General features: G+C 70.3%; 17 protein-coding genes and 1 riboswitch. Of the genes, 4 read left to right on the plus strand and 13 right to left on the minus strand.

The window, feature by feature from the left end; translation table 11 throughout:
* Window positions 1-5: 5 nt before the first annotated feature.
* Window positions 6-557 (minus strand): hypoxanthine phosphoribosyltransferase, encoded by a 552-nt coding sequence (hpt, locus tag EFL95_RS02400; protein ID WP_123232441.1) that lies wholly within the window; start codon window positions 555-557, stop codon window positions 6-8.
* Window positions 558-658: 101 nt separating this feature from the next.
* Between hpt and EFL95_RS02405 the strand changes: the two genes are divergently transcribed.
* Window positions 659-1,699 carry an LLM class flavin-dependent oxidoreductase gene (locus tag EFL95_RS02405; protein WP_123232442.1) on the plus strand — a complete coding sequence of 347 codons (1,041 nt, stop codon included), beginning with the start codon at window positions 659-661 and terminating at the stop codon, window positions 1,697-1,699.
* On the opposite strand, the gene EFL95_RS02410 is transcribed toward EFL95_RS02405, so the two are convergent.
* The 4 genes from EFL95_RS02410 to dacB form a co-directional block, all read right to left on the minus strand.
* Window positions 1,696-4,842 (minus strand): hypothetical protein, encoded by a 3,147-nt coding sequence (locus EFL95_RS02410; protein WP_123232443.1) that lies wholly within the window; start codon window positions 4,840-4,842, stop codon window positions 1,696-1,698. The genes EFL95_RS02405 and EFL95_RS02410 overlap by 4 nt on opposite strands.
* 82 nt (window positions 4,843-4,924) lie before the next feature.
* Entirely contained in the window at window positions 4,925-5,911 is a 987-nt protein-coding gene (gene tilS, locus EFL95_RS02415; protein ID WP_123232444.1) for a tRNA lysidine(34) synthetase TilS, read from the minus strand.
* Entirely contained in the window at window positions 5,911-6,993 is a 1,083-nt protein-coding gene (locus EFL95_RS02420; protein WP_246004756.1) for a zinc-dependent metalloprotease, read from the minus strand. The genes tilS and EFL95_RS02420 overlap by 1 nt, the downstream gene beginning before the upstream one ends.
* A gap of 25 nt (window positions 6,994-7,018) precedes the next feature.
* Window positions 7,019-8,437, minus strand: a complete 1,419-nt coding sequence (gene dacB / locus EFL95_RS02425) for a D-alanyl-D-alanine carboxypeptidase/D-alanyl-D-alanine endopeptidase (protein WP_183406984.1) — start codon at window positions 8,435-8,437, stop codon at window positions 7,019-7,021.
* Between the two features lie 186 nt (window positions 8,438-8,623).
* Here dacB and EFL95_RS02430 point away from each other — a divergent pair, with 186 nt between their 5' ends.
* The gene (locus EFL95_RS02430) at window positions 8,624-9,127 is read left to right on the plus strand and encodes an inorganic diphosphatase (RefSeq protein ID WP_123232447.1); all 504 of its coding nucleotides are present in this window, start codon (window positions 8,624-8,626) and stop codon (window positions 9,125-9,127) included.
* Window positions 9,128-9,240: 113 nt separating this feature from the next.
* Here the strand turns inward: EFL95_RS02430 and EFL95_RS02435 are convergent, their stop codons facing one another.
* Entirely contained in the window at window positions 9,241-9,918 is a 678-nt protein-coding gene (locus EFL95_RS02435; protein ID WP_123232448.1) for a class I SAM-dependent methyltransferase, read from the minus strand.
* Window positions 9,919-9,931: 13 nt separating this feature from the next.
* A complete protein-coding gene (locus EFL95_RS02440; RefSeq protein ID WP_123232449.1) occupies window positions 9,932-11,893 on the minus strand; it encodes an acyl-CoA dehydrogenase family protein in 1,962 nt (653 codons plus the stop codon).
* 125 nt (window positions 11,894-12,018) lie between these two features.
* On the opposite strand from EFL95_RS02440, the gene EFL95_RS19155 reads away from it, so the two are divergent.
* Window positions 12,019-12,795: a hypothetical protein gene (locus EFL95_RS19155; protein WP_148044945.1), complete on the plus strand. Its 777-nt coding sequence runs from the start codon at window positions 12,019-12,021 to the stop codon at window positions 12,793-12,795.
* 167 nt (window positions 12,796-12,962) lie between these two features.
* A complete protein-coding gene (locus EFL95_RS02450; RefSeq protein WP_123232451.1) occupies window positions 12,963-13,361 on the plus strand; it encodes a hypothetical protein in 399 nt (132 codons plus the stop codon).
* Window positions 13,362-13,363: 2 nt separating this feature from the next.
* Here the strand turns inward: EFL95_RS02450 and EFL95_RS02455 are convergent, their stop codons facing one another.
* The 6 genes from EFL95_RS02455 to EFL95_RS02480 all read right to left on the minus strand — a co-directional run bounded on the left by EFL95_RS02455 (window position 13,364) and on the right by EFL95_RS02480 (window position 20,794).
* On the minus strand, window positions 13,364-14,614 hold the full coding sequence (locus tag EFL95_RS02455) for a C40 family peptidase (protein ID WP_148044946.1): 1,251 nt from the start codon (window positions 14,612-14,614) through the stop codon (window positions 13,364-13,366).
* 83 nt (window positions 14,615-14,697) lie between these two features.
* A complete protein-coding gene (locus EFL95_RS02460; RefSeq protein WP_246004757.1) occupies window positions 14,698-15,801 on the minus strand; it encodes a phosphatase PAP2 family protein in 1,104 nt (367 codons plus the stop codon).
* 77 nt (window positions 15,802-15,878) lie between these two features.
* Window positions 15,879-16,874 carry an ABC transporter ATP-binding protein gene (locus tag EFL95_RS02465; protein ID WP_123232453.1) on the minus strand — a complete coding sequence of 332 codons (996 nt, stop codon included), beginning with the start codon at window positions 16,872-16,874 and terminating at the stop codon, window positions 15,879-15,881.
* A 1-nt stretch (window position 16,875) separates the two neighbouring features.
* Window positions 16,876-18,516 (minus strand): ABC transporter permease, encoded by a 1,641-nt coding sequence (locus EFL95_RS02470; protein WP_123232454.1) that lies wholly within the window; start codon window positions 18,514-18,516, stop codon window positions 16,876-16,878.
* Between the two features lie 7 nt (window positions 18,517-18,523).
* The gene (locus EFL95_RS02475; protein ID WP_123232455.1) at window positions 18,524-19,597 is read right to left on the minus strand and encodes a thiamine ABC transporter substrate-binding protein; all 1,074 of its coding nucleotides are present in this window, start codon (window positions 19,595-19,597) and stop codon (window positions 18,524-18,526) included.
* Window positions 19,595-19,700, minus strand: a riboswitch (TPP riboswitch). Its footprint overlaps the gene before it by 3 nt.
* A gap of 11 nt (window positions 19,701-19,711) precedes the next feature.
* Window positions 19,712-20,794 (minus strand): MBL fold metallo-hydrolase, encoded by a 1,083-nt coding sequence (locus EFL95_RS02480; RefSeq protein ID WP_123232456.1) that lies wholly within the window; start codon window positions 20,792-20,794, stop codon window positions 19,712-19,714.
* Window positions 20,795-20,831: the final 37 nt, after the last annotated feature.

A 20,831-nucleotide genomic window follows, 5' to 3' on the forward strand; every position in this document is an offset into this window, starting at 1 on the left:
AGTGCTCAGGAATAGACGTGCGGGGCCAGCGTGCCGATGTCGCGCAGGTTCCGGTACCGCTCCTGGTAGTCCAGGCCGTACCCGACGACGAACTCGTTCGGGATCTCCCAGCCGACGTACTTCACCGGAACATCCATCTGGGAGGCCTCAGGCTTGCGCAGCAGCGTGCAGATCTCCAGCGAGGCCGGGTTGCGCGAGGCGAGGTTCGAGATCAGCCAGGACAGCGTCAGGCCGGTGTCGATGATCTCGTCCACGACGACGACGTGCCGGTTGGTGATGTCGGTGTCGAGATCCTTGAGGATCCGCACCACGCCGGAGGACTTGGTCCCCGAGCCGTAGGAGGAGACCGCCATCCAGTCCATCTCGACGTGCCGGTTCAGGGCGCGGGCCAGGTCGGCCATCACCATCACGGCTCCGCGCAGGATGCCGACGATCAGGATGTCCTTGCCGGCGTAGTCGTTCTCGATCTCCTTGGCCAGCTCGCGGAGCTTGTCCTGGATCTGCGCCTCGGTGAAGAGGACGTTGACGAGGTCGGCTTCGACGTCGGCGGATTCCATGCCCGAAGCCTGCCATAGGTGTGCGGCGGCGGGGCAGCGGGCGGGGTCCCGCCGCCGCACACCTGAGGGAATCCCGGGTCAGACAGGCGCGTTGCCCGAACATGCGTCTCTCCGTGCTCGATCTCGTCCCCGTGCGTTCCGACCAGAGCACCGGCGACGCCCTGGCGGCCACCCGGTCGCTGGCGCGGGTCGCCGACGGATGCGGCTACCACCGCTACTGGTTGGCCGAGCACCACAACATGCCGGCCGTCGCGGCGACGAACCCGCCGCTGCTGATCGCGATGGTGGCCGGCGCCACCGAGCGGATCCGCGTCGGCTCCGGCGGGGTGATGCTGCCCAACCACGCGCCGCTGGTGGTCGCCGAGCAGTTCGCGCTGCTCGAGGCCGCCTTCCCCGGGCGGATCGACCTGGGCATCGGTCGCGCACCCGGCACCGACCCGGTGACCAGCTACGCGCTGCGCCACGGCGCCGGCGGGGTCACCGACGACGCCGTCGCCCAGTTCCCGTCGTACGTCGACAACGTGATCGCGATGATGAGCCCGGGCGGGGTCGGGCTCCAGGTCAACGGTCGGCTGCACGCGCTCACCGCCACCCCGCACGCGACCTCGCGTCCGGACGTGTGGCTCCTCGGCTCGTCCGACTACTCGGCCCAGCTCGCCGCCTCTCGCGGCCTGCCGTACGTCTTCGCGCACCACTTCTCCGGCAACGGCACCGCCGAGGCCCTGTCGCTGTACCGGAGCGGCTTCCAGCCTTCCGAGGAGCTGGCCGAGCCGCGGACCTTCCTCACCGTGAACGCGGTCGTGGCCGCGACCCAGGAGGAGGCGGACCGCCTGGCCGCGCCGCAGCTCCAGGCGATGGTCGCCCTGCGCACCGGTGGTCAGCTGCGCCCGCAGCGCCTGATCGAGGAGGCCGAGGCGGACCCGGTCCCGGACGCGCACCTGCCGCTGGTGCTGGCGATGCGCGAGCGCTGGGTGATCGGTACGCCGGAGACCGCAGCGGCCAAGATCCGCGGCCTGGCCGAGGAGTTCGGCGTCGACGAGGTGATGGTCCACCCGGTGGCCGGAGCCGTCGCCGGAACCCCGGTCGACGCCTCCCCGGCCCGGGAGACGACGTTGCAGCTGCTGGCGACCGAGCTGCTCTAGCCCTGGGGCTTCGGCGGCAGGTCCAGCACCCCACCGGGATCGTAGGTCGCCTCGAACTCCTCCTCGCCGGTCCAGGAGCAGACCACCCGGCGGTAGACCTCCGTGTGCTGGTAGTCGCTGTGCCCGGCCACCGCCGGGCCCGGGTCGCCGCGGTCGGCCGTCGGCACCTCCATCACGGGAAGGTCGGACCCGCTGCTCGGCGCCAGCGGATCACCGTCGAGATCGGCGAAGACGCGGAAGCCGAGCGGGTCGCTGCGGCGGAACAGGTTGACCCAGGATCCGCCCGGGCGGCCGTCGTCGCGGTGCTCGATGCGGTAGCGCAGGCTGCCGGGAACCGCGTCGCCGCCGTGCCCGGGCTTCACGCCGGTGTCCGGCCACCCGTTGCCCAGCCGGGGACTGCGGGGCGTCGGGACGTAGCCGATCGCCTCCGGTCCGAACACCCGCGGGAACACCCGGCCGTAGAGGGCCCGGATCTGGCTGCCGTAGGTGATGAACCGGACGCGGTCGAAGTCCTCGTCGTCGAGCCGGCTGGCGGTCGCGGCGAGGATCAGCGAGCCCTGGCTGTGCCCCGACAGGATCAGCTGGTTGCTCCCCCCGTCGGAGCGCAGCACCCAGCGGGCGCGGGTCTCGAGCTCCGGGACGACCCGTTCGGCGTAGCACGGCGGAGCGAGCGGGTGCGCCGCTCGTGGCCAGAAGGTGCACAGGTCCCAGATCACGCCGACCGCCTTGCGGGTCGACGCCGAGCGCCGCAGGTAGGACCCCAGCAGGATCAAGCCCCCGGCCGTGCCGAGCATCAGGTACAGGGAGACCGTGGCCAGCGGGTTCGTCCAGGCCATCCCACCCCGGTCCCAGGGCACCTGCCCGGTGAGCGAGCACACGATCAGCAGCAGCGCGACCAGCCCGGTCACTGATCCGATCACGTCCAGCAAGGTCTCTGCCCGGTGTGACAGGGCGGCCCCACGACGCTTGGCGATGCAGCGCACGCGGTCGACCAACGGGATGGCGTCGTCCGGCGGCTTGATCTTCGACGCGCTCAGGGATGCCGTCACCGCTTTCCCGGCACCGGTGTTGAACCGCACCAGGCAGCCGAGGGCGGCCAGCGCGACGGCGATCAGCCAGACGAACTGGCCGATCGGCATCCAGGCCAGGACCTGCGGAACCACCAGCGGGGCCTGCAGGCGTTCCTGGGGTCGCAGGACGACCAGGCCCTGCTTCCGGGCCGGGCACAGGCCGGTCGACACCGTCTGGTAGGTCCGGGTGGACGCCGCGGGGTCCGAGCAGCCGACGAGCGACCCCAACCAGACCTCCCGGTCCCCGACCGGGATCTGCTCGGTGGCGAACCAGCGCGCCGTCAGGTTGCGGATGCACCCGTGCCCGGGGACGTACCGCGTGACCTCGCACCCGCGGTCGATGTCGAGCACGCTCCCCGCCGGGAGGTGGAGACGGATGGGACCCCTGAACTTCCGGGTCCCGATCAGGTGGTCGATCTGGTCCCCGTCGACGTGGGCCAGGATCCGGTCGGCGATCACGTTCCCGGCATTGACGACGATCAGGTCGCCCTCGATGGTGATGACCGGCTTGCGGAGCACGACCTTGCCGGTGGCGCCGAAGTACTGCGGGGTCCCGGGTTCCGTCTCGTGCGTGAGGGTGCGCAGGTCGCCCACCGACTGCGGCCCGTTCAGGTAGTCGGCGGCGGCGGTCACCGCACTGGAGGTGAACAGCAGCCCGACCCAGGCGGCCGCGGCGAGCAGCACCGACGCACCCGCCCCGCGCCAGGCCACGCGGTCACGCGTGTGCGGCTGGCGGGGTGCTCCGGGTAGCGGCTCGGGGTCCGCGATCCGGTAGTGCCAGAACACCATCAGCCCGAAGCCGAGCACGGCGATCAGCACGGCGAGCCCGAGCCGGTCCCGGGAGAACCGCAGGTACTGGTGGTGCGCGTACAGGACCACCATCACGATGCCACCGGCCGCGACGCCGAGGACCAGGGGCACCGCCACCACGGCGCGCATCCGGGCGCCGAAGAACACCGAGAGGTGCAGGGCGGTGAGCGCCACGAAGAGGCTGAGGATCCACCAGTCGGTCCCCTGGAAGGAGAGGGTCTGGTCCAGCGCACCGCCGTGCTTCCAGAGCGCGACCGACTGCACGACCACCAGCAGGGCCGCCACGTCCCGCAGCCGGGCGGACCACCACGCCGGCGGACCCGGTGCATCGTCGTGCGGCCCGATGTCGCCGACCTGCGGGAGGCAGACCACCACGAGGCAGACGAGCAGCACCGCGCTCGCGACCACCAGCATGGCCAGCCAGAACGGGGGCACGTCGTGCCCGTGGGTCCGGGCACGGACCATGTGGGTCGAGATCACGATGACCAGGGCGAGGAGCGCCGCCGCGACGTGCAGGTTGCGCAGCTGGCCGGTCCGGTCCTTCGAGCGCCACAACGCGTCGCGGCGCAGGATCAGCCCGGGCAGCTGCGTGCGGTTCTTGTCGTCACCCTTGTCGACGTCCTTGTCGTCACCCTTCTCGTGCTCCGGGGGGCGACCGACCTCGTAGGAGTTCATGGTCTGGCTGGACAGGATCCAGAGCAGCAGGACCACCAGCAGCGGCACCAGGCTGGCGACCAGCAGACGTTGCCCGGCCGTCCAGCCGGCCAGGAAGTCCAGCTGCCCGGGCAGGCGGGAGCACCGCGGCACGCCCTCGCGGAAGCACTGCCACCCGATCATGTCCACGGCGATCACGACCGGCGTGAGGATCATGAAGACGGTCAGGAGAAGGCCGGAGGCCCGCACGGCCCTGACCCCCCACCGGTCCCGACGGTCGCCGACGGCGACGTGCATCCGCGCCCAGTAGGCCATGTTGGCCAACGCGAACGGGAGCAGCAGCAGCCAACCGACCCGGCGAACCCAGCCGAGCATCCCCTGCACTCCCGAGGTCAGCGCACCCCAGGAGTAGGCCTCGACAGCGACGTTCTCGGGTTGGTCCGGACCGCTGCGCAAGGTGCGCAACGGCAGCTCCACGTCCTCGGCGCGGTAGACGCCGGTGAGCGCGTCACCCGCGATCTGGCGGACGTCGGAGTCCGCGACCCCCAGCATGTTGGCCGGCGACGTGCCGTGCACGCCGTGAACCCGCAGCTCGACCCAGTCACCCATGGCAGCTCCTCGTCCGGTCCCAGAACAGGACTAGCAGGACGGGTTCGAGTTCCGCAATGGCACCCGAGGGCCTTGACGGTGGCTACTCGTCCGACAGTGACGGCGTCGGCTTGAACAGGATCCGCCACTCGCCCTCGCGGTAAGCGGTGACGTGACCCGGCAGCCGGATCTCCTTTCCCGGGCGGGCCGAGCGGATCGCCTGCACGTGCTCGAAGGTCAGCTCGGAGGCGATCGCGCCGGCCTCGACCGCCGCCATCCGCAGCACCCGGCCGAAGACAGCCGGGCTGGTGCACTCGAGGTCGCCCGGGTCGATGCCGCCCTCGATCCGTGCCTCGTCGAGGGCGCCGAGCGCTCGTTCCTCGAGGTCACCCATGTCGGTGCGCAGCTGATCGGCCGTACGGGCCAGTGCCTGGGCGACGCCAGGACCGAGCTCGCGCTCGAGAACGGGCATCACGGTGTGCCGGATCCGGGACCGGGTGAAGGCCCGGTCCTCGTTCTGCGGGTCGTCCCACCAGGTGATGCCCTCGGCCGTGCACGCGGCCTCGGTCTGCTGCCGGGTCAGGCCCAGCAGCGGGCGCACCGCGCGGACGCCGTCGAGGTCGAAGGACCGGCGCATCCCCTGCAGCGAGCGGCCACCGGAACCGCGTGCCAACCCGAGCAGCACGGTCTCGGCCTGGTCGTCGAGGGTGTGCCCGAGCAGCACCGTGCCGGCGCCGACGTGCTCGGCGAGCTGGCCGAGGGCGGCGTACCGAGCCTCCCGGGCACCGGCCTCGATGCCTCCGGGTCCCGGGTCGACGGTGACCCGGATCGTCGCCGTCTCGTCGACGCCGAGTCCGGCCATCTGCTCGACGACCCGGGCGGTGTGCTCGGCAGACCCCGCTTGCAGACCGTGGTCGACCACGGCACCGACCACCCGTACGGCGTCCCGCCGCGCCTCGAAGACCGTCGCGGCCAGCAACGCGAGCGAGTCGGCTCCCCCCGAGCAGGCGACCAGCGCGACCTCACCGGGGCCCGGGAGCACGCCACGGACCGCCGACCGGACGGCGGCGACTGCCGGGTCGAGGCCCATCAGCCGTGGACGCGCCTGAGCCAGGCGTCGGGGTCGTGGATCTCGGTCTTGGTCGGCAGGTTCGCGGCCTCGGCCCAGACGGCGTTGAAGCCCTCCATCCCGACCTTGTCGACCGCCTGGCGCACGAAGACGGCGCCGTCCCGGTACTGCGCCATCTTCTGGTCCAGGCCGAGCAACCGGCGCAGCAGCTTGTCGAGGCTGCCGACGCCCTTGCGTCGCTGGGTGAACTTCTCCCGGATCTGGGAGACCGTCGGGATCACCTCGGGTCCGACGCCGTCCATCACCACGTCGGCGTGACCCTCGAGCAGGCTCATCACCCCGGTGACCTGGTCGATGACCAGCTTCTGCTCGGGCGTCGAGAAGAGGTCGAGCAGGCTTGCCGCTTGTCCTGAGCCTGTCGAAGGGTCGGTCTTGCCGGACACCAGTGCGCCGACCCGGGACATGCCCTCGGACAGCAGTGCCGAGGGGTCGGTCTCGACCGCGTTCACGATCTGGCCCATCAGCGAGTGCAGGTGGTCGCGCATCCAGGGGACGGCAGTGAACTGCACCCGGTGGGTCTCCTCGTGCAGGCAGACCCAGAGCCGGAAGTCGTGCTCGTCGACGTCGAGCTCGCGCTCGACCTGGACGATGTTCGGGGCGACCAGCAGCAGGCGACCAGCCGCTCCCGGGGCCTCGTGGAACGGGTCGAACTGGCCGAGCACCTTGTTGCCCAGGAAGCCGAGCATCACGCCGAGCTCGGCGCCGGTGATCCGCGAGCCGATCGCCTCGGTGAGCGGCGACGGCGGTCCCTTCTTGTCCTGGAGCTTGGCGACGATCGGCGCGATCACCGTCGAGAAGGCGTCGGCGTTGGCCCGGATCCAGCCGGGACGGTCGACGACCAGCACCGGCGCCGTGCGCTCCTCGGCGACGAGTCCGGTGAACTCGCGCACCAGCGGGGTCGAGCGGGTCGCCCCGGCCCGCAGCTCGGCGACCACCGCGTCGGCCTCGCCGCGGCTCACGACCGGGCCGTCACCGGCCAGCCGGGAGCCCACGCGGACGGCGAGATCCCAGTCGATCATCGCGGAGGGCGCTGCTGCAGTCATGAGGGAGACCCTACGGGTCGCCCTGTCAGGAGACCGGGGAATCCTTGGGCCGGCCGCAGTGGCAGGCACCCAGCGCCGCCGCCATCAGGTCGATCTGGTGCCGGGCTGGCAGCGTGTTCGGGACCGAGACCCGGTCGGCGATGATCACGAACCCGAGGAGGTCGCCGTCGAGGTCGGTGGCGACGCCGGCGAGTCCGTGCACCCCGGTCAGCGTTCCGGTCTTGGCGAGCACCCGACCACGCGCCGCGGTCGGACCGTCGTCGAAGCGTTCCTGGAGTGAGCCGGTGAACCCGGCGACCGGCAGGCCGGTGATCACCTCGCGCAACGTCGGGTGCTCGGGCGATGCGGCGGTCCGGAGCACGTCGAGCAGCGTCGTCGGGGTGAGGTGGTTGCGGCGCGAGAGACCGCTGCCGTCGTAGATCCGCGAGCCGGCGAGGTCGACCCCGAGCTCGTCGAGCACCCGGAACACCGCCGTCGTGCCGCCGCTGAAGGACGGCGAGGTACCGACCTTGAGGGCGACCTGCCGGGCGAGGACCTCGGCGGCGTTGTTGTCGCTCACGGTCAGGGTGTGCTGGACGATCTCGCCGACCGGGGCGCTCTTCATCTCCGCGACCTGGACGGCATCCGCCGGAGCCTTCCCCGCACGGACCGGCCCGACGACCTTGATGCCGGCCTTGGCCAGCGAGGTCGCGAAGCTGTGACCTGCCACGGCGGCGGGGTCGGTGACGAAGCGGTGGTCCACCTTGCCCTCGTCGACCCAGAGCGCCCGGATCGGCGGCACGACGCTGTCCGGCCCGTAGGCGGCCGGCCAGTTCGGGTTCATCCCCGGACCGGTGAACAACGTGGCGTCGTAGCTCAGCCGCACCTGCCGGATGCCCTGCGCCGTCAGTGCCGCGGCGGTCCGTCGGGCGAGCGTCTGGGCATCAGCGCGCGCCGGGTAACGGCCCTTCGCGGCGGCCGGCGTGCTGGCCAGGAAGGGGTCACCTCCACCGACGAGGGTGAGCCGGTCACCGACGGCGACGACGCGGGTGCTGAACCGGGTCATCGGACCGAGGCTCTGCAGCGCGGCGAGCGAGGTCAGCAGCTTGGTGGTCGATGCTGGCGTGACCGAGCCGCTCCCGCGCTGGAAGAGCACCGTGCCGGTCGACAGGTCGGTGACGAGCATGTCGACGTGCTTGCCCAGGCGCTTGTCCGCCAGCAGGTGCGTCAGCGCCGAGCGGACCCGTGCCGGGTCGGCGCTGCCCGGGGTCAGCGCCGCGGCGACCGCCGGCGCCGGAGTTCCGGCGGGCAGGTCGAGCCCCTCGGGCGGCAGCACCGCGGCGGGGTGGGAGTCGGGATCGGTCGCCGGCAGGCCGAACCAGCGGTGCCCCAGGTCGTACTGCACGTTGCCGACGGCCGCGAGGACCACCAGCACCACCAGCACCTCGGGGACCCAGGAGAGCACCCGGCGCAGGGTTCGTGAGCCCTTCGCGTGGCGTTGCTCACGCCGAGCCCCCCTACGGGCCATTTTTCGACTCCTCGGTTCGCCCATCGCGGCCATTGTGCGGGAGACTAACCGGGTTGCCGCGCCCGGCGTTCAGACGGGCACCGCGGCCCTCATTCCCCAGACGCTGCATCGGAAGGAAACGCCGTGGAGTTCGACGTACTCGTGGAGATCCCCAAGGGTTCGCGCAACAAGTACGAGGTCGACCATGAGACCGGCCGGATCCGCCTCGACCGGATGCTGTTCACCTCGACGGCCTACCCCGAGGACTACGGCTACATCGAGAACACCCTCGGCCTGGACGGCGACCCGCTGGACGCCCTGGTGATCCTGCAGGCCCCGACCTTCCCCGGCTGCCTGATCCGCGCCCGCGCCATCGGCATGTTCCGGATGACCGACGAGGCCGGCGGCGACGACAAGGTGCTCTGCGTCCCGACGCACGACCCGCGCCTGGAGCACATCCGCGACATCAACCACGTGCCGAAGTTCGACCGCCTGGAGATCCAGCACTTCTTCGAGGTCTACAAGGACCTGGAGCCGGGCAAGTCCGTCGAGGGCGCCAACTGGGTCGGCCGCACCGAGGCCGAGGCCGAGGTGAAGGCCTCCTTCGAGCGGTTCCGGAAGGCCGAGGCCGAGGGCCACGCTCACTGATCAAGGACGCGCCAGCGGCCTTGATCGTTGGTGGCTGAGCAGCGAGCGCCCGAGCGAGGAACGAGCCGGGCGACCGAGCGTGTCGAAACCTGGTGACACGCGCAGGGAACCGACTAGAGCTTCACCCCGCGGAAATACGCAATCGCCCCGGAGACCTTGACGGTCACGTCGACGAACCCGGCCTCGGCCATCCAGTCGCGGACCTCGGCCTTCGTGGCACCCGGGCCCAGCAGGCCCGAGAGCCGACCGACCCTGCGTACGGGCACGCCGCGCACGCCGCCGGTGTCGTTCAGCAGGGCGCTGCCGGTGAGCACACCGCCGGCGTGGGTGACCCGACCCATCTCCAGCACCGCGAGGTGCGGGTCCGGGAAGCAGTGCAGACCCGTGAAGCTGACGACGAGGTCGAACTCGCCGTCCCCGAACGGCAGCGCACCGACGTCCGCGATCCTGGGCTCGACCTGGTCGCTCAGGCTGCGCTCGCGCGCGGCGTCCGTGGTGCGGTCGAGCATCGCCTGGGCGATGTCCGCGGCGACGTACCGGATCCCCTGGCCCGGGCGCAGCCCGCGCAGGGCTACCCCGCCGCCGCAGGGGACGTCGAGCACGGAGCTGCCGGCCGGCTGGCGACCGATCTCGGCCGCGGCGTTGTAGAGCAGCCCGAGGTCGCTGCCGATACCGAGCTTCCAGACCGCGCCGCCGGCGCGCGGGTGCTCGACCGACCAGTCGTAGAAGGTGGCCCAGAGCGGGTCGTCGCTCCACCCGCCCAGCCCGGGCAGGCGTAGTCGGTCCAGCATCAGCGTCGCCCTTTCACATGCGTTGGCCTTCGACGGTTCCGGGGGCGAGCATCTCGGCGGCCTGCATCTCGGCCGGTACGCCGAACGCGTCGACGAGGTCCTCGGCGATCGGACGCAACTTACGGCACAGCTCGCTGATCTCCTTGCTGATGGCCTTGGAACGGGACGAGGTGAGCCGGCCGTGCTCCATCCACCAGCCGCGGTCCGCCTCGATCGCGGACAGCGCGTAGAGGTCGCAGAGCAGGTAGAGAGCCGACTTGTTGGGACCGTCGGGGGTGGCGCGCACCTTGTCGACGAAGGCCTCGAGCACCAGCCGCTCGACGTGGGCACGCGCCGACCCGATGACGTGGTCCTGGCAGCGGCTGAACACCTCCTTGGGGTCCATCCCGGCGTCCATGCCGGCCTTCAGCCGCTTCGCGACGCCGGCCAGCATGTGCTCCTCGCGCCAGCGGAACATCGCCAGCTGGTACTCGGAGTCGACGATCTCGGCCTCCTGGGCCCAGTCGTCCCCGCCGGGAAGGATGTCCTTGACCCGCTCGAGAAGCTTGTGCACCGAGGTCTTCTCGACGACCGTGTCGACCGCCATCCCCGCGACGAAGCGCACCATGCCGAGCTGGTCGAGGTCGCTGAACTCCGAGGAGTAGTCGGTCAGCAGGCCCTTGGCGACCAGCTGCAGCAGGATGTGGTTGTCGCCCTCGAAGGTGGTGAACACGTCTGTGTCGGCACGCAGAGCGTCGAACCGGTTCGCCGACAGGTAACCGGCCCCGCCGCAGGCCTCGCGGCACTCCTGGATCGTGCGGCTGCCGTGCCAGGTTCCCAGCGCCTTCGTCCCGGCCGCCCGCGACTCCAGCGCGCGACGGGTGCGCTCGTCGACCTCGGCGGTGGCCGAGAAGACCGCGTGCAGCTGGCCGGCCAGGACCTCCTGGGCGAAGTGCAGCGCGTAGGTGCGCGCGATCAGCGGGAGCAGCCGGCGTTGGTGCAGTCCGTAGTCGAGCAGCAGCTCCTCGGGGCCGCCCGGGTTCCCGAACTGGCGCCGGCCGAGCGCGTACTTCGTCGCGATCGACAAGGCGACCTTGCTGGCGTTGATACTCGCCCCGCCGACGCACACCCGGCCCTGGACCAGGGTGCCGAGCATCGTGAAGAACCGCCGGTCCGGGTTGTCGATCTCGGAGCGGTAGACACCGGTCTCGGTGACGTCGGCGTACCGGTTGAGCAGGTTCTCCCGCGGGATGCGGACGCCGTCGAACCAGATCCGTCCGTTGTCGACGCCGTTGAGGCCGATCTTGCGGCCGTCGTCCTCGATCCGCACGTCCTTGAGGACCTTGCCCTTGGCGTCACGGATCGGCACCACGAACGCGTGCACGCCCTCGGACTGGCCGCCGATCTCGAGCTGGGCGAAGACGACCGCGAGCCGGGCATGGGCGGCGGCGTTGCCGATGTAGTCCTTGCGGGAGTGGTCGTCCGGGGTGGTGATCACGAACTCGTGGGTCTCGACGTCGTACGTCGCGACGGTGCCGAGCGCCTGCACGTTCGAGCCGTGCCCGGTCTCGGTCATCGCGAAGCAACCGAGCAGCTGCCCGCTGACCAGGTCCTTGAGGTAGGCGTCGTGGTGCTTCTTGGTGCCGAGCTGGAGGATCGCGCCGCCGAAGAGCCCGAACTGCACGCCGACCTTGACCAGCACCGACAGGTCCCCGAAGGCCATCGTCTCGAACGCGGCCACCGAGGCGCCGATGTCGCCTCCGCCGCCGTACTCGGTGGGGAAGCCGAGCCCGGTCTGCCCGGTGCCGGCCAGCTCGACCACGACGTCCTTGACCCGCTCCCGGAACTTGCCACGGTCCAGGTCGCGCTGGTCGGTGAGGATCGAGGCGTACTCGACCAGGCGCTTGCGGGTGAGATCGCGGACCTCGACGTAGCTGCCGTCCAGCAGGGCGGTCATTGCCGGTACGTCGACCTGGGGCTGCTCGTAGTCGGCCATGGCCTCATGCTGCCAGCATCGCGATCGTCGCGAAACGCTCTGGCCCCCGTAATCGCGAGCCACGTAATGCCGGGACGAGTTTTACGTCCTTCCCGCACTCCACTGTCAAAGAGGAAGGCGGGCTCGTGAGACTTCGTGCACTCCTAGCCGTGGTGATCGTTGTCGGCGGAGTGCAGGCTCTCGCTAGTCCTGCAGCTCAGGCTGCTAGCGATTGCCCAAGCACGACCAGATCATCGAACTACGGCGGCTACTCGACCTATTCGTCGGCGACGTACGGGGCCCGCGGGCGCATTGATTTCCACAACCCCGATCTCTGCGGCAGCGACGTCACCGGCCCGGGGCTCAGCACGGTGTGGGCTATGGTCACCGCGAAGTCGGTCGATTCGACTGGATCTGACGGTTGGGCTCAAAGCGGGTACATGCAGTTGGGATCCGGAGCGCCGTTCGACTCGAGCGGGATCCGCATCTTCTTCCAGAACACCAATAAGTGTCGGGCCCACGCGAGCTGCCCCACTGGAAGCAGTCCCTACACGACCAAGTTCTTCGGGACAGCCTCCAAGGCCGCGTTCTACTCCTCGTACCTCAGGGCATCGGACGACCGGATTCACATGACGGCAGCCGGTACGGACCTCGGAACTGTGGGCTACGACGTCACGGGTCAGTGGAAACCGCAATGGAGTGCCCAATACGGCGCTGAGACCTACCACTTCGAAGACGACGTTCCCGGGACCAAGACGAGCCAAACCCACTTCGACTACCTGCAGCAGTACGCGCAGAACGGCGACATCAACTTCATTTCGTCGCTCTCGTACACGTCACCCGCGACCAGCCGGTACCACCGAGCGTCGTACAGCCCATCAGTCGGAGGGAAAGGATTTCTCGTATGGACGGATCCACTGTGATACGCGCTTCTAGGTCCGCAGCGATCCCGGTCGCTGCGGCCGCCGCTGTGGGCATTGCGATTGTAGGAACGACGTTTGCCACGGAGACGAAACAGGCACCCTCAGTCGCGGGCAGCCAAGTGCTTCCTCATGCTGCGAGGACGCCTCCACCGTCGGTGGGAGCAACCGTGATCGACGCCCTTGAACGCCAGAAGACGATCGTTCGCGAGGTGCCGCTGGGCTCTGCGACTCCTACAGTCGACCTGACCGGTGCCGAGAGCGCCAGCTCCAGGGCGTTCGCGCACCTCCTCGGTTCCAAGGCCGCGAGCGGCGCCAACCTAGCCAGAGTCAGCGAGCCGGAGTACGGACGCCAGGCCGAAGCAGATCCCGCCAAGCCGTCACGAATCGAGCCTGTGATTCAGGACCGTCTGGCATGGGTCCTGGTGTTCGACGACGTACAGGTTCCCGTCCTTGGACCGCTTACCCCAACCCAAGGGCAGGCCAGCAAGCCCGACTACTACACCGCACAGTTCGTCGTGATCGTGGACGCGCTCACCGGCGAGGTTCTGACCGCCGAATCGATCTAGACCTACGGGCGCCCGAAGAAGTTCGGCGGGATCCAGTCATACATGCCGCTGATCTCGACGTAGGAGCCGGTCCGCGGAGCCTGGATGATCTTGCCGTCACCGATGTACATGGCCACGTGGTGGATCGTGTTCGGCGAGGTCCCCCAGAAGACCAGGTCACCGGGGCGCAGGTCGCCGACACCGATGTGCACGGTCAGCTGGTACTGCGCCGCCGAGTAGTGCGGCAGCGCCACGCCGCCGGCCTTCCAGGCCATCATCGTCAGCCCCGAGCAGTCCCAGCGGTCCGGGCCCGCGGCGGCCCACACGTAGGGGTCACCGAGCTGCGCCTTGGCGAACTTGATCGCCTTGGCGGCCCCGTCGGCCGTGCCGTCCGGGCTCGACAGCCCGGGCAGGTCCCAGCCGCCCTCCTCGGGCAGGTTCTCGTCCTCGTGCGATGAGGAGTTCTTGGTCGCTTCCTCGGCGTCGTGCTTGGCCTTCGCCTCCGCTGCGGCGGCGGCCCGGGCCTCGGCGACCTTCTCCAGGTGGCGCTGACGCTGGGCGGCGAGCTTCACCGAGATCTTCTGGGCCGCGGCGAGCTGGTGCACGAGCTCGGTGCGCTGCGCGCCGATCTGGGACGCCTTGGTCTGCGCGTCGTTGGCGGCCTGGGCAGCCTGCGCGCGCAGCGTGGCGGCCTTCTTGGTCAGCTTGGTCTCGGCTTGCACGGCCTTCTCGGCCTTGGCCTGGGCGACCCGGGCGAGCGCATTCATCGCGGTGAACTGGTCGAAGCGGGCCTGCATCGAGTCGGCGGCGCTGTTCACCGCAGCCACCCGGTTCATCACACCGTCGATGCTGTCGGCGCCGAGGAAGGCCGTGACGCCGGCGAGCGAGGACCCGTCCTGAGCGCCCTGGGTGACCAGCGCCGCGATGCCGGCCCGCTCGCTCTCGACGTTCTGGGCTGCCTTGGCGGCGTCGGCCTTGGCCTGCGCGGTCTGGGCCTTGGCCTGCTGCAGCCGGTACATCGCGCCGTTGTAGGCCTCGGCGGCCATCTCGGCCTTCTCGCCCGCCGCCTGGAGCGCGTCGTTGGCCACGACGAGCTGGGCCTGGAGCGAGGCCACGTCGCGGGTCCGCTGGGCGACGACCGCCTTGGCGTGCTCGACCTCGGAACGCGTCGGCGCTCCCGGGTGCCGGTCGGCCTGTGCCGACGCGGTCACCCCGAGAACGGACGTGGCAGCCACGACGACAGCCACGATCCCCCGCATTACCCCCAAGCGCACCCGACGACGGTAAACCTCATCCGTCACAGAAGGAACAGAATGCTCAAAAAAGCATCAAACTCACGGCGTGTCGGCTTGACGAACTACACCGATGTCATTTCGTCGATCGGCACCTCGTCGGTCGAGGTCGTCGGGTGCGAGCTGCGGCCACCGCGGTCGAACTTCTGACCGGTGGCGATACCGCCCAGGTAGACCGCGATCAGCGCGATGGCGAGGCCGGCGATGTCGTCGGCGATGTAGTGCCAGCCGAAGTACGTGGTCGCCAGGATGGTGAGGAACGAGTAGACCCACAGGCCGACCCGGAACGCCTTGGTCCGCAGCGTGTACTGACCGACCAGCGCCAGCGTGACCGTGATCGCGACGTGCAACGAGGCGAAGCCGGCGACCGACTGGACGCCGTCGGCGAACGGATTGAACAAGATGCTCTGACGTCCGTTGAACAAGGCGTCCTGGAGCTGGGCGACCCCGGTGCCGGGCAGGTCCTGGTAGAGCCAGGGGAAGAAGAAGTTCGGGCCGAGCGTGGGGATCGCGTAGTAGCTCAGCGTGCCCAGGGCCCAGCAGATGCACTGCGCCGTGATGAACCAGTAGCCGAAGCTGACGTTGCGCGACCAGACCGCCCAGACGACCACCGAGATCGGCACCATCGGCAGGAACAGCAGGTAGATCCAGGAGAGCACGTACGCGCTCACGCCGGTGCCCAGGACGGTGTGCAGGATCGTGGACGGGTCGTGACCGAACATCAGCCACTCGTCGAACCGGTGCAGCGCGAAGTCGTACTTCTTCGGCTTGCCGTCGACCGACATCACGAACGGCAGGAAGTTCTTGAGGTTCCGGTAGCTGACGTAGGTGACGTAGAACGAGATCAGGCCGACCACGACCAGCTGGATCCGCTCCCGGGTCCAGTGCTCCTTGACCAGCAGCGTCGCCTCGGCACGGAAGCGGCCCGGGTTGCCGCGGGCACGGAACAGCGTGCGCGGCAGCACGTCGGCGATGAAGGCACCGATCACCAGCAGCGGCAACCGGATCCAGGCCGGGCCGAGGAAGCCGTCGGGGTCGCGCAGCGGGTAGCCGAGCGAACGGCTGCACACGAACGCCAGCACACCCATGACGATGGCCACCGAGACCAGCAGGGCATAGGCGCGACGCCAGCTTCCGGCCGCGCGAGCAGGTTTCGAGACCGTCGTCACGGAGCACCCCGTTCCGTGGCGTAGTCCTTCACGAGGCGGCAGTCTACGGAACCCGCCTGAGGAGAACCTGACCGGCGTCAGCCCAGCGGCGCCAGACGGTCGGTCCGGACCCCGACCCGCACCCGCTCCCCCGCCCGTGCGGGGTGCCCCGGATCGGCCACCGCGGCGAGCCGGCCGAGGCCGTCGACGTCGAGCACCAGGCGCACCTGCTCGGGGCTCACCCGCGCGGACACCACCTGGGCGGCCAGCGGTCCGGAAGGGTCGATCTCGAGGGCCGAGCGCCGCAGCGCCACCGCGCTCCAGGTCGCGGCGGGGTCGATCAGCCCGCGCAGGAGCTCGGCCTGCGCCCCGGTGAGCACCTCCGCGTAGCCGAGGAACCGGGCGGACCAGGCGTCGGCGGGATGCTCCCAGACCGCGGCCAGGTCGCCGACCTGCACGATCCGTCCTTCGCGCATCACCGCCATCCGGTCGGCGATGGCGAAGGCCTCCTCGTGGTCGTGGGTGACGAGCAGCGTGGTCGTGCCGGCCCGGCGCAGGATGTCGTGCAGGTCGCCGGCCAACCGCTCGCGCAGGCCGCGGTCGAGTGCGCTCAACGGCTCGTCGAGCAGCAGCAGCCGCGGTTGGACCGCGAGCGACCGCGCCAGCGCCACCCGCTGCCGCTCGCCTCCCGACAGCGTCGCCGGCATCCGGTCCCCGAAGCCCGCGAGGCCGACCAGGTCGAGCAGCTCCTCGACCCGCTCGGCGCGCTGCTGCCCCGGGACCCGGCGCAGGCGCAGCGGATACCCGACGTTGGAGGCGACGTCCTGGTGCGGGAACAGCTGTCCGTCCTGGAACATCAGCGCGAAGCCGCGCCGGTGGGTCGGCACCCGGGCCAGGTCCTGGCCGGCGTACACCACCGAGCCCGAGGCGGGCTGCTCGAGCCCGGCGATCGCCCGCAGCAGGGTGGACTTGCCGCACCCGGACGGCCCGAGCACCGCGGTGACCGATCCGGCGGGCAGCACCAGGTCGACGCCGTCGACCGCGGTCGTGCCGTCGAACCGCACCGTCAGCCCGCTGACCTCGAGGTCCTCCACGTCAGAACGCTCCCACGGATCCGACGCGGAACCGCTCGACCAGGAGCATCACGATCCCGGTCGCCGCGGCCAGCACCACCGAGGCCGCGAGCGCCATCCCGAAGTTCTCGGCACCCGGTCGCCCGATCAGACGGAAGATCACCACCGGCAGCGTCGGGTTGTCGTCGCGCGACAGGAAGCTGGTCGCGCCGAACTCCCCCAGCGAGACCGCGAACGCGAACCCGGTCGCCGCGACCAGCGCCCGCCACGCGTACGGCAGGTCGACCGAGAGCAGCACCCGGAGCGGGCCTGCGCCCAGCGACGCCGCCGCCTCGCGCTGGCGGGGGTCGATCGAGCTCAGCACCGGGGCGACGGTCCGCACCACCAGCGGCAGCGCGACCATCGCCTGGGCGATCGGGATCAGCAAGGAGGAGGAGCGCAGGTCCAGCGGCGGCTTGTTCAGCGTGATCAGGAAGCCGAACCCGAGGGTCACCGCCGAGACGCCCAGCGGGAGCATGAAGACCCCGTCGAAGACACCCGAGGCCCGGCGTACGGCGCGGGAGCGGGGCCGTCGCGAGACCAGGAACGCGACCACCGTCCCGAGCACCAGGGCGAACGCTGCGGCCTGCACCGCGATCTCGAGCGAGTGGGCCAGGGCGCTGCTCGCGGTCACCAGCAGCGCGTTGTGCGCGCCGGTGGTCTGCAGCGCCCGGTAGTTGGCCAGGCTCCAGGCGCCGTCGATGCGCAGCGAGGAGACCAGCAGCGTCGTCAGCGGCGTCACCAGCAGCGCGATCACCGCCGCGGTCCAGAGCAGCAGCGGCAGGTCGCGCACCGCCGGGCGACGTCCCCGTTCCGCGGCTCGGGTCAGCGCCGGGGCGTTGCGCCGGGTCCGGTGCGAGATGACGAGCAGCGCGGTGATCACCGCGATCTGGAGCACCGAGAGGGCAGCCGCGGCCTGGAGGTCGAGGTCCTGGGTGGTGAGCTGGTAGATCTCGGTCTCGACGTTCGCGTAGCGCAGCCCGCCGAGGGTCAGCACGATGCCGAACGAGGTCGAGCAGAACAGGAAGACCACGCTCGCCGCAGACGCGATCGAGGGCAGCAGGGCCGGCAGCGTGATCGTGCCGAACACCCGCAGCGGCGAGGCACCCAGCGCTGCCGCCGCCTCCTCGGTACGGCGGTCCAGGCCCTCCCAGAACGACCCGACGGTGCGCACCACGACGCTGACGTTGAAGAACACCAGGGCGGCGATGATCGCCGTCGCGGTGCCGTCGAGGTTCAGCCCTCCGAGGAGGCCGGACGGTGCGATCAGCTGGCGGAACGCGACGCCGACCACCACGGTGGGAAGCACGAACGGCACCACGATCAGCGTGCGCAGGATGCGCTGGCCACCGAAGCTCAACCGGTGCAGCACGTACGCCGACGGCACCCCGAGCACCACCGCCAGGGCGGTCGAGAGCCCGGCGCTCCACAGGGTGAACCAGACGACCCGGTGCACGCGGTCGCGCCCGAGGACGTCGAGCACCCCTCCCGGGTCGAACGAGCCGTCGGTCCAGAAGCCGCGGCCGATCATCCCGGAGACCGGGTAGAGGAAGAACGCGACGAGGACGACCAGCGGGACCGCGACCAGCGTCGCGGTCCCGAGACGGCTCCTCAGCGTCGGCATCGGACCCTCAGCGCCCGGTGACGTCGCTCCACTGGCTCAACCACGTGTCGCGGTTGGCGGTGATGTCGGCCGGCGGCACGACGTACGGGTGCGGCGCGACGGGGGCGAAGGTGTCCCACCCGGCGGGCAGGGTCACGGTGCTGTCGACCGGGTAGACGTACATGTTGTCCGGCAGCGCCTCCTGGAAGGACCGCTGCGACATGAAGTCGATGAACTTCTGCATCCCGAGCGGGTTCTTCGACCCCTTGAGCACGCCGGCGAACTCGACCTGGCGGAAGCAGGTGTCGAGCAGCGCGCTGGTCGTCGGCTTGCTCGCGCCCTTGGGGATCGTGAACGGCGGGGAGGAGGAGTACGAGACCACGATCGGCCGGTCGCCCTTGCCGCCGCCGGCGGTGAAGTCGACCTCGTAGGCGTTCTCCCAGTCCTTGTCGACCTTCAGGTCGTTGGCGACCAGCTTCTTCCAGTAGTCCTGCCAGCCGTCGTCGCCGTACTTGCCGATGGTCGCCAGCAGGAACGCCAGGCCGGTCGAGGAGGTCTTGGCTCCCTCGGTCACCGTCAGGCTCTTGTACGCCGGGGCGGCGAGGTCGTCGAGCGTCGTCGGCGGCGCGAGCTTCTTCTTCGCGAACCAGGTGTCGTCGACGTTGACGCACACGTCGCTGTAGTCGATCGGCGTCAGGTACGACGCCCCGTCGCCCGGGAGCGCGTAGCTCTTGACCGACGCGGCGCTGATCAGCGGCCGGTACTTCGCCAGCACACCGGCGTCGACGGCCCGGGTGGCAAAGGTGTTGTCGATCCCGTAGACGCCGTCCGCGATCGGGTCGTCCTTGGTGAGCACGAGCTTGTTGGTCAGCTCGCCGGCGTCGCCGTTGGTGGCGATCTTGACGGTGATGCCGGTCTCCTTGGTGAACTCGGCCATCACCTCCTTCGACATCGCCCACGAGTTGTGGGTCGCCACCACGAGGGTCTTGCCGACCTTGGTGGTGTCGGTGCTGTCGTCGCTCCCGCACCCGGCCAGTGCGACCGCACCGATCAGGAGCAGGCTCGCGCCGAGCACGCCGGACGCCTTGAAATTGCTGCGCATGACTCTCCTTCGACTTCCTTCGCCGGTGCTAACCGGAGCAGGTTCAAGGGTCTGCGGCTGTTCCGCACTCTCAGCTCCTCGCGGAGCTCCCCTGTCGTGTGTTGTGAGGAGAATCTACGCCGTCGGCAGTGCGTAGTGCTTCTCGGGTCCGTCCAGCGAACGGTCGAGGTCCCCGCGCAGCGTGAGCAGGTCGAGGTGCGCGAGCGTCTCGAACGCGGCCAGCACCGCGTCGAACGGGCCGAGCTCGTCGCGCCGGCGCTCGTGCCGGGTCCACCCGAGCTCGCCGGCCACGTCCCACGCCGTCACCGCGCCACCGGCGACCGCGGCCCGGCACTGGTCGAGCCGGACGCGGTGGTGCTCGAGCAGCTCGTCGACCCGGGCGTGCGAGCTCGGCGCCACCGGACCGTGCGCGGGCAGCAGCATCAGGTCCGGCAGGTCGCGCACCTTGACGAGGGAGTCCATGAAGTCGCGCAGCGGCTGCTCGACCCAGCGCGGCTCGAAGCCCACCGACGGCGTGATCGTCGGCAGCACGTGGTCACCGGCGAAGAGCAGACCGGACGCCTTCTCGGCGAAGACGTAGTGCCCCTGGGTGTGGCCCGGGGTGGAGATCGCCTCGACGCTGCGGCCGCCGAGGTCGAGGACCAGGTCCTCGTCGAGCCAGATGTCCGGCATCCCGTAGTCGTCCATCGCCGGCCGCCCGGTCGGCATCATCGCCCGCCAGCCCTCGGCGAGCTGGACGGCACCAGCCGCTTCGAGCCGGGTCAGGTTCGGGTCCTTGCCGAGGCTGCGGTCGTGCATCAGGTCCATCGACGGCTTGTCGCCGATGCCCATGCTGACCGGCGCACCCACCTCGCGGCCCACGACGTACGCCTGGGTGTAGTGGTCGCGGTGCAGGTGGGTGACCAGGAAGCGGCGGATGTCGGAGAGGGCGTAGCCGGCCTCACGCATCGAGGACTCGAAGACCTCGCGGGACTCCGGGATCGCCCAGCCGCCGTCGACAAGGACCAGCCCGCCGTCGGTCTCCATCACGTAGACGTTGACCGCGCGCAGACCGTCCATCGGCAGCGGCAACGGGATGCGCCGCACGCCGGGGGCGACCTGCCACGCGCCGGGCTCGGTCCAGTTCAGGCCCGAGTCCGGGCTGATCCGCACCGCGGTCGGGGGCAACGCCTGCCCGAAGTTCGCCTGGTCCTTCATGCCACGCCTCTCATGGGCACATCCTCACAGGACGCCC

It is taken from the genome of Nocardioides marmorisolisilvae, from assembly GCF_003725775.1.
Lineage (GTDB): Bacteria > Actinomycetota > Actinomycetes > Propionibacteriales > Nocardioidaceae > Marmoricola > Marmoricola marmorisolisilvae.

Excerpts from the sequence above, each read along its gene's own strand:
- EFL95_RS02470 (WP_123232454.1), bottom strand. The coding sequence starts at position 18,516 with ATGCCGACGCTGAGGAGCCGTCTCGGGACCGCGACGCTGGTCGCGGTC.
- EFL95_RS02405 (WP_123232442.1), top strand. The coding sequence starts at position 659 with ATGCGTCTCTCCGTGCTCGATCTCGTCCCCGTGCGTTCCGACCAGAGC.
- EFL95_RS02410 (WP_123232443.1), bottom strand. The coding sequence starts at position 4,842 with ATGGGTGACTGGGTCGAGCTGCGGGTTCACGGCGTGCACGGCACGTCG.
- tilS (WP_123232444.1), bottom strand. The coding sequence starts at position 5,911 with ATGGGCCTCGACCCGGCAGTCGCCGCCGTCCGGTCGGCGGTCCGTGGC.
- EFL95_RS02435 (WP_123232448.1), bottom strand. The coding sequence starts at position 9,918 with ATGCTGGACCGACTACGCCTGCCCGGGCTGGGCGGGTGGAGCGACGAC.
- EFL95_RS02475 (WP_123232455.1), bottom strand. The coding sequence starts at position 19,597 with ATGCGCAGCAATTTCAAGGCGTCCGGCGTGCTCGGCGCGAGCCTGCTC.
- EFL95_RS02440 (WP_123232449.1), bottom strand. The coding sequence starts at position 11,893 with ATGGCCGACTACGAGCAGCCCCAGGTCGACGTACCGGCAATGACCGCC.
- EFL95_RS02420 (WP_246004756.1), bottom strand. The coding sequence starts at position 6,993 with ATGACTGCAGCAGCGCCCTCCGCGATGATCGACTGGGATCTCGCCGTC.
- hpt (WP_123232441.1), bottom strand. The coding sequence starts at position 557 with ATGGAATCCGCCGACGTCGAAGCCGACCTCGTCAACGTCCTCTTCACC.
- EFL95_RS02480 (WP_123232456.1), bottom strand. The coding sequence starts at position 20,794 with ATGAAGGACCAGGCGAACTTCGGGCAGGCGTTGCCCCCGACCGCGGTG.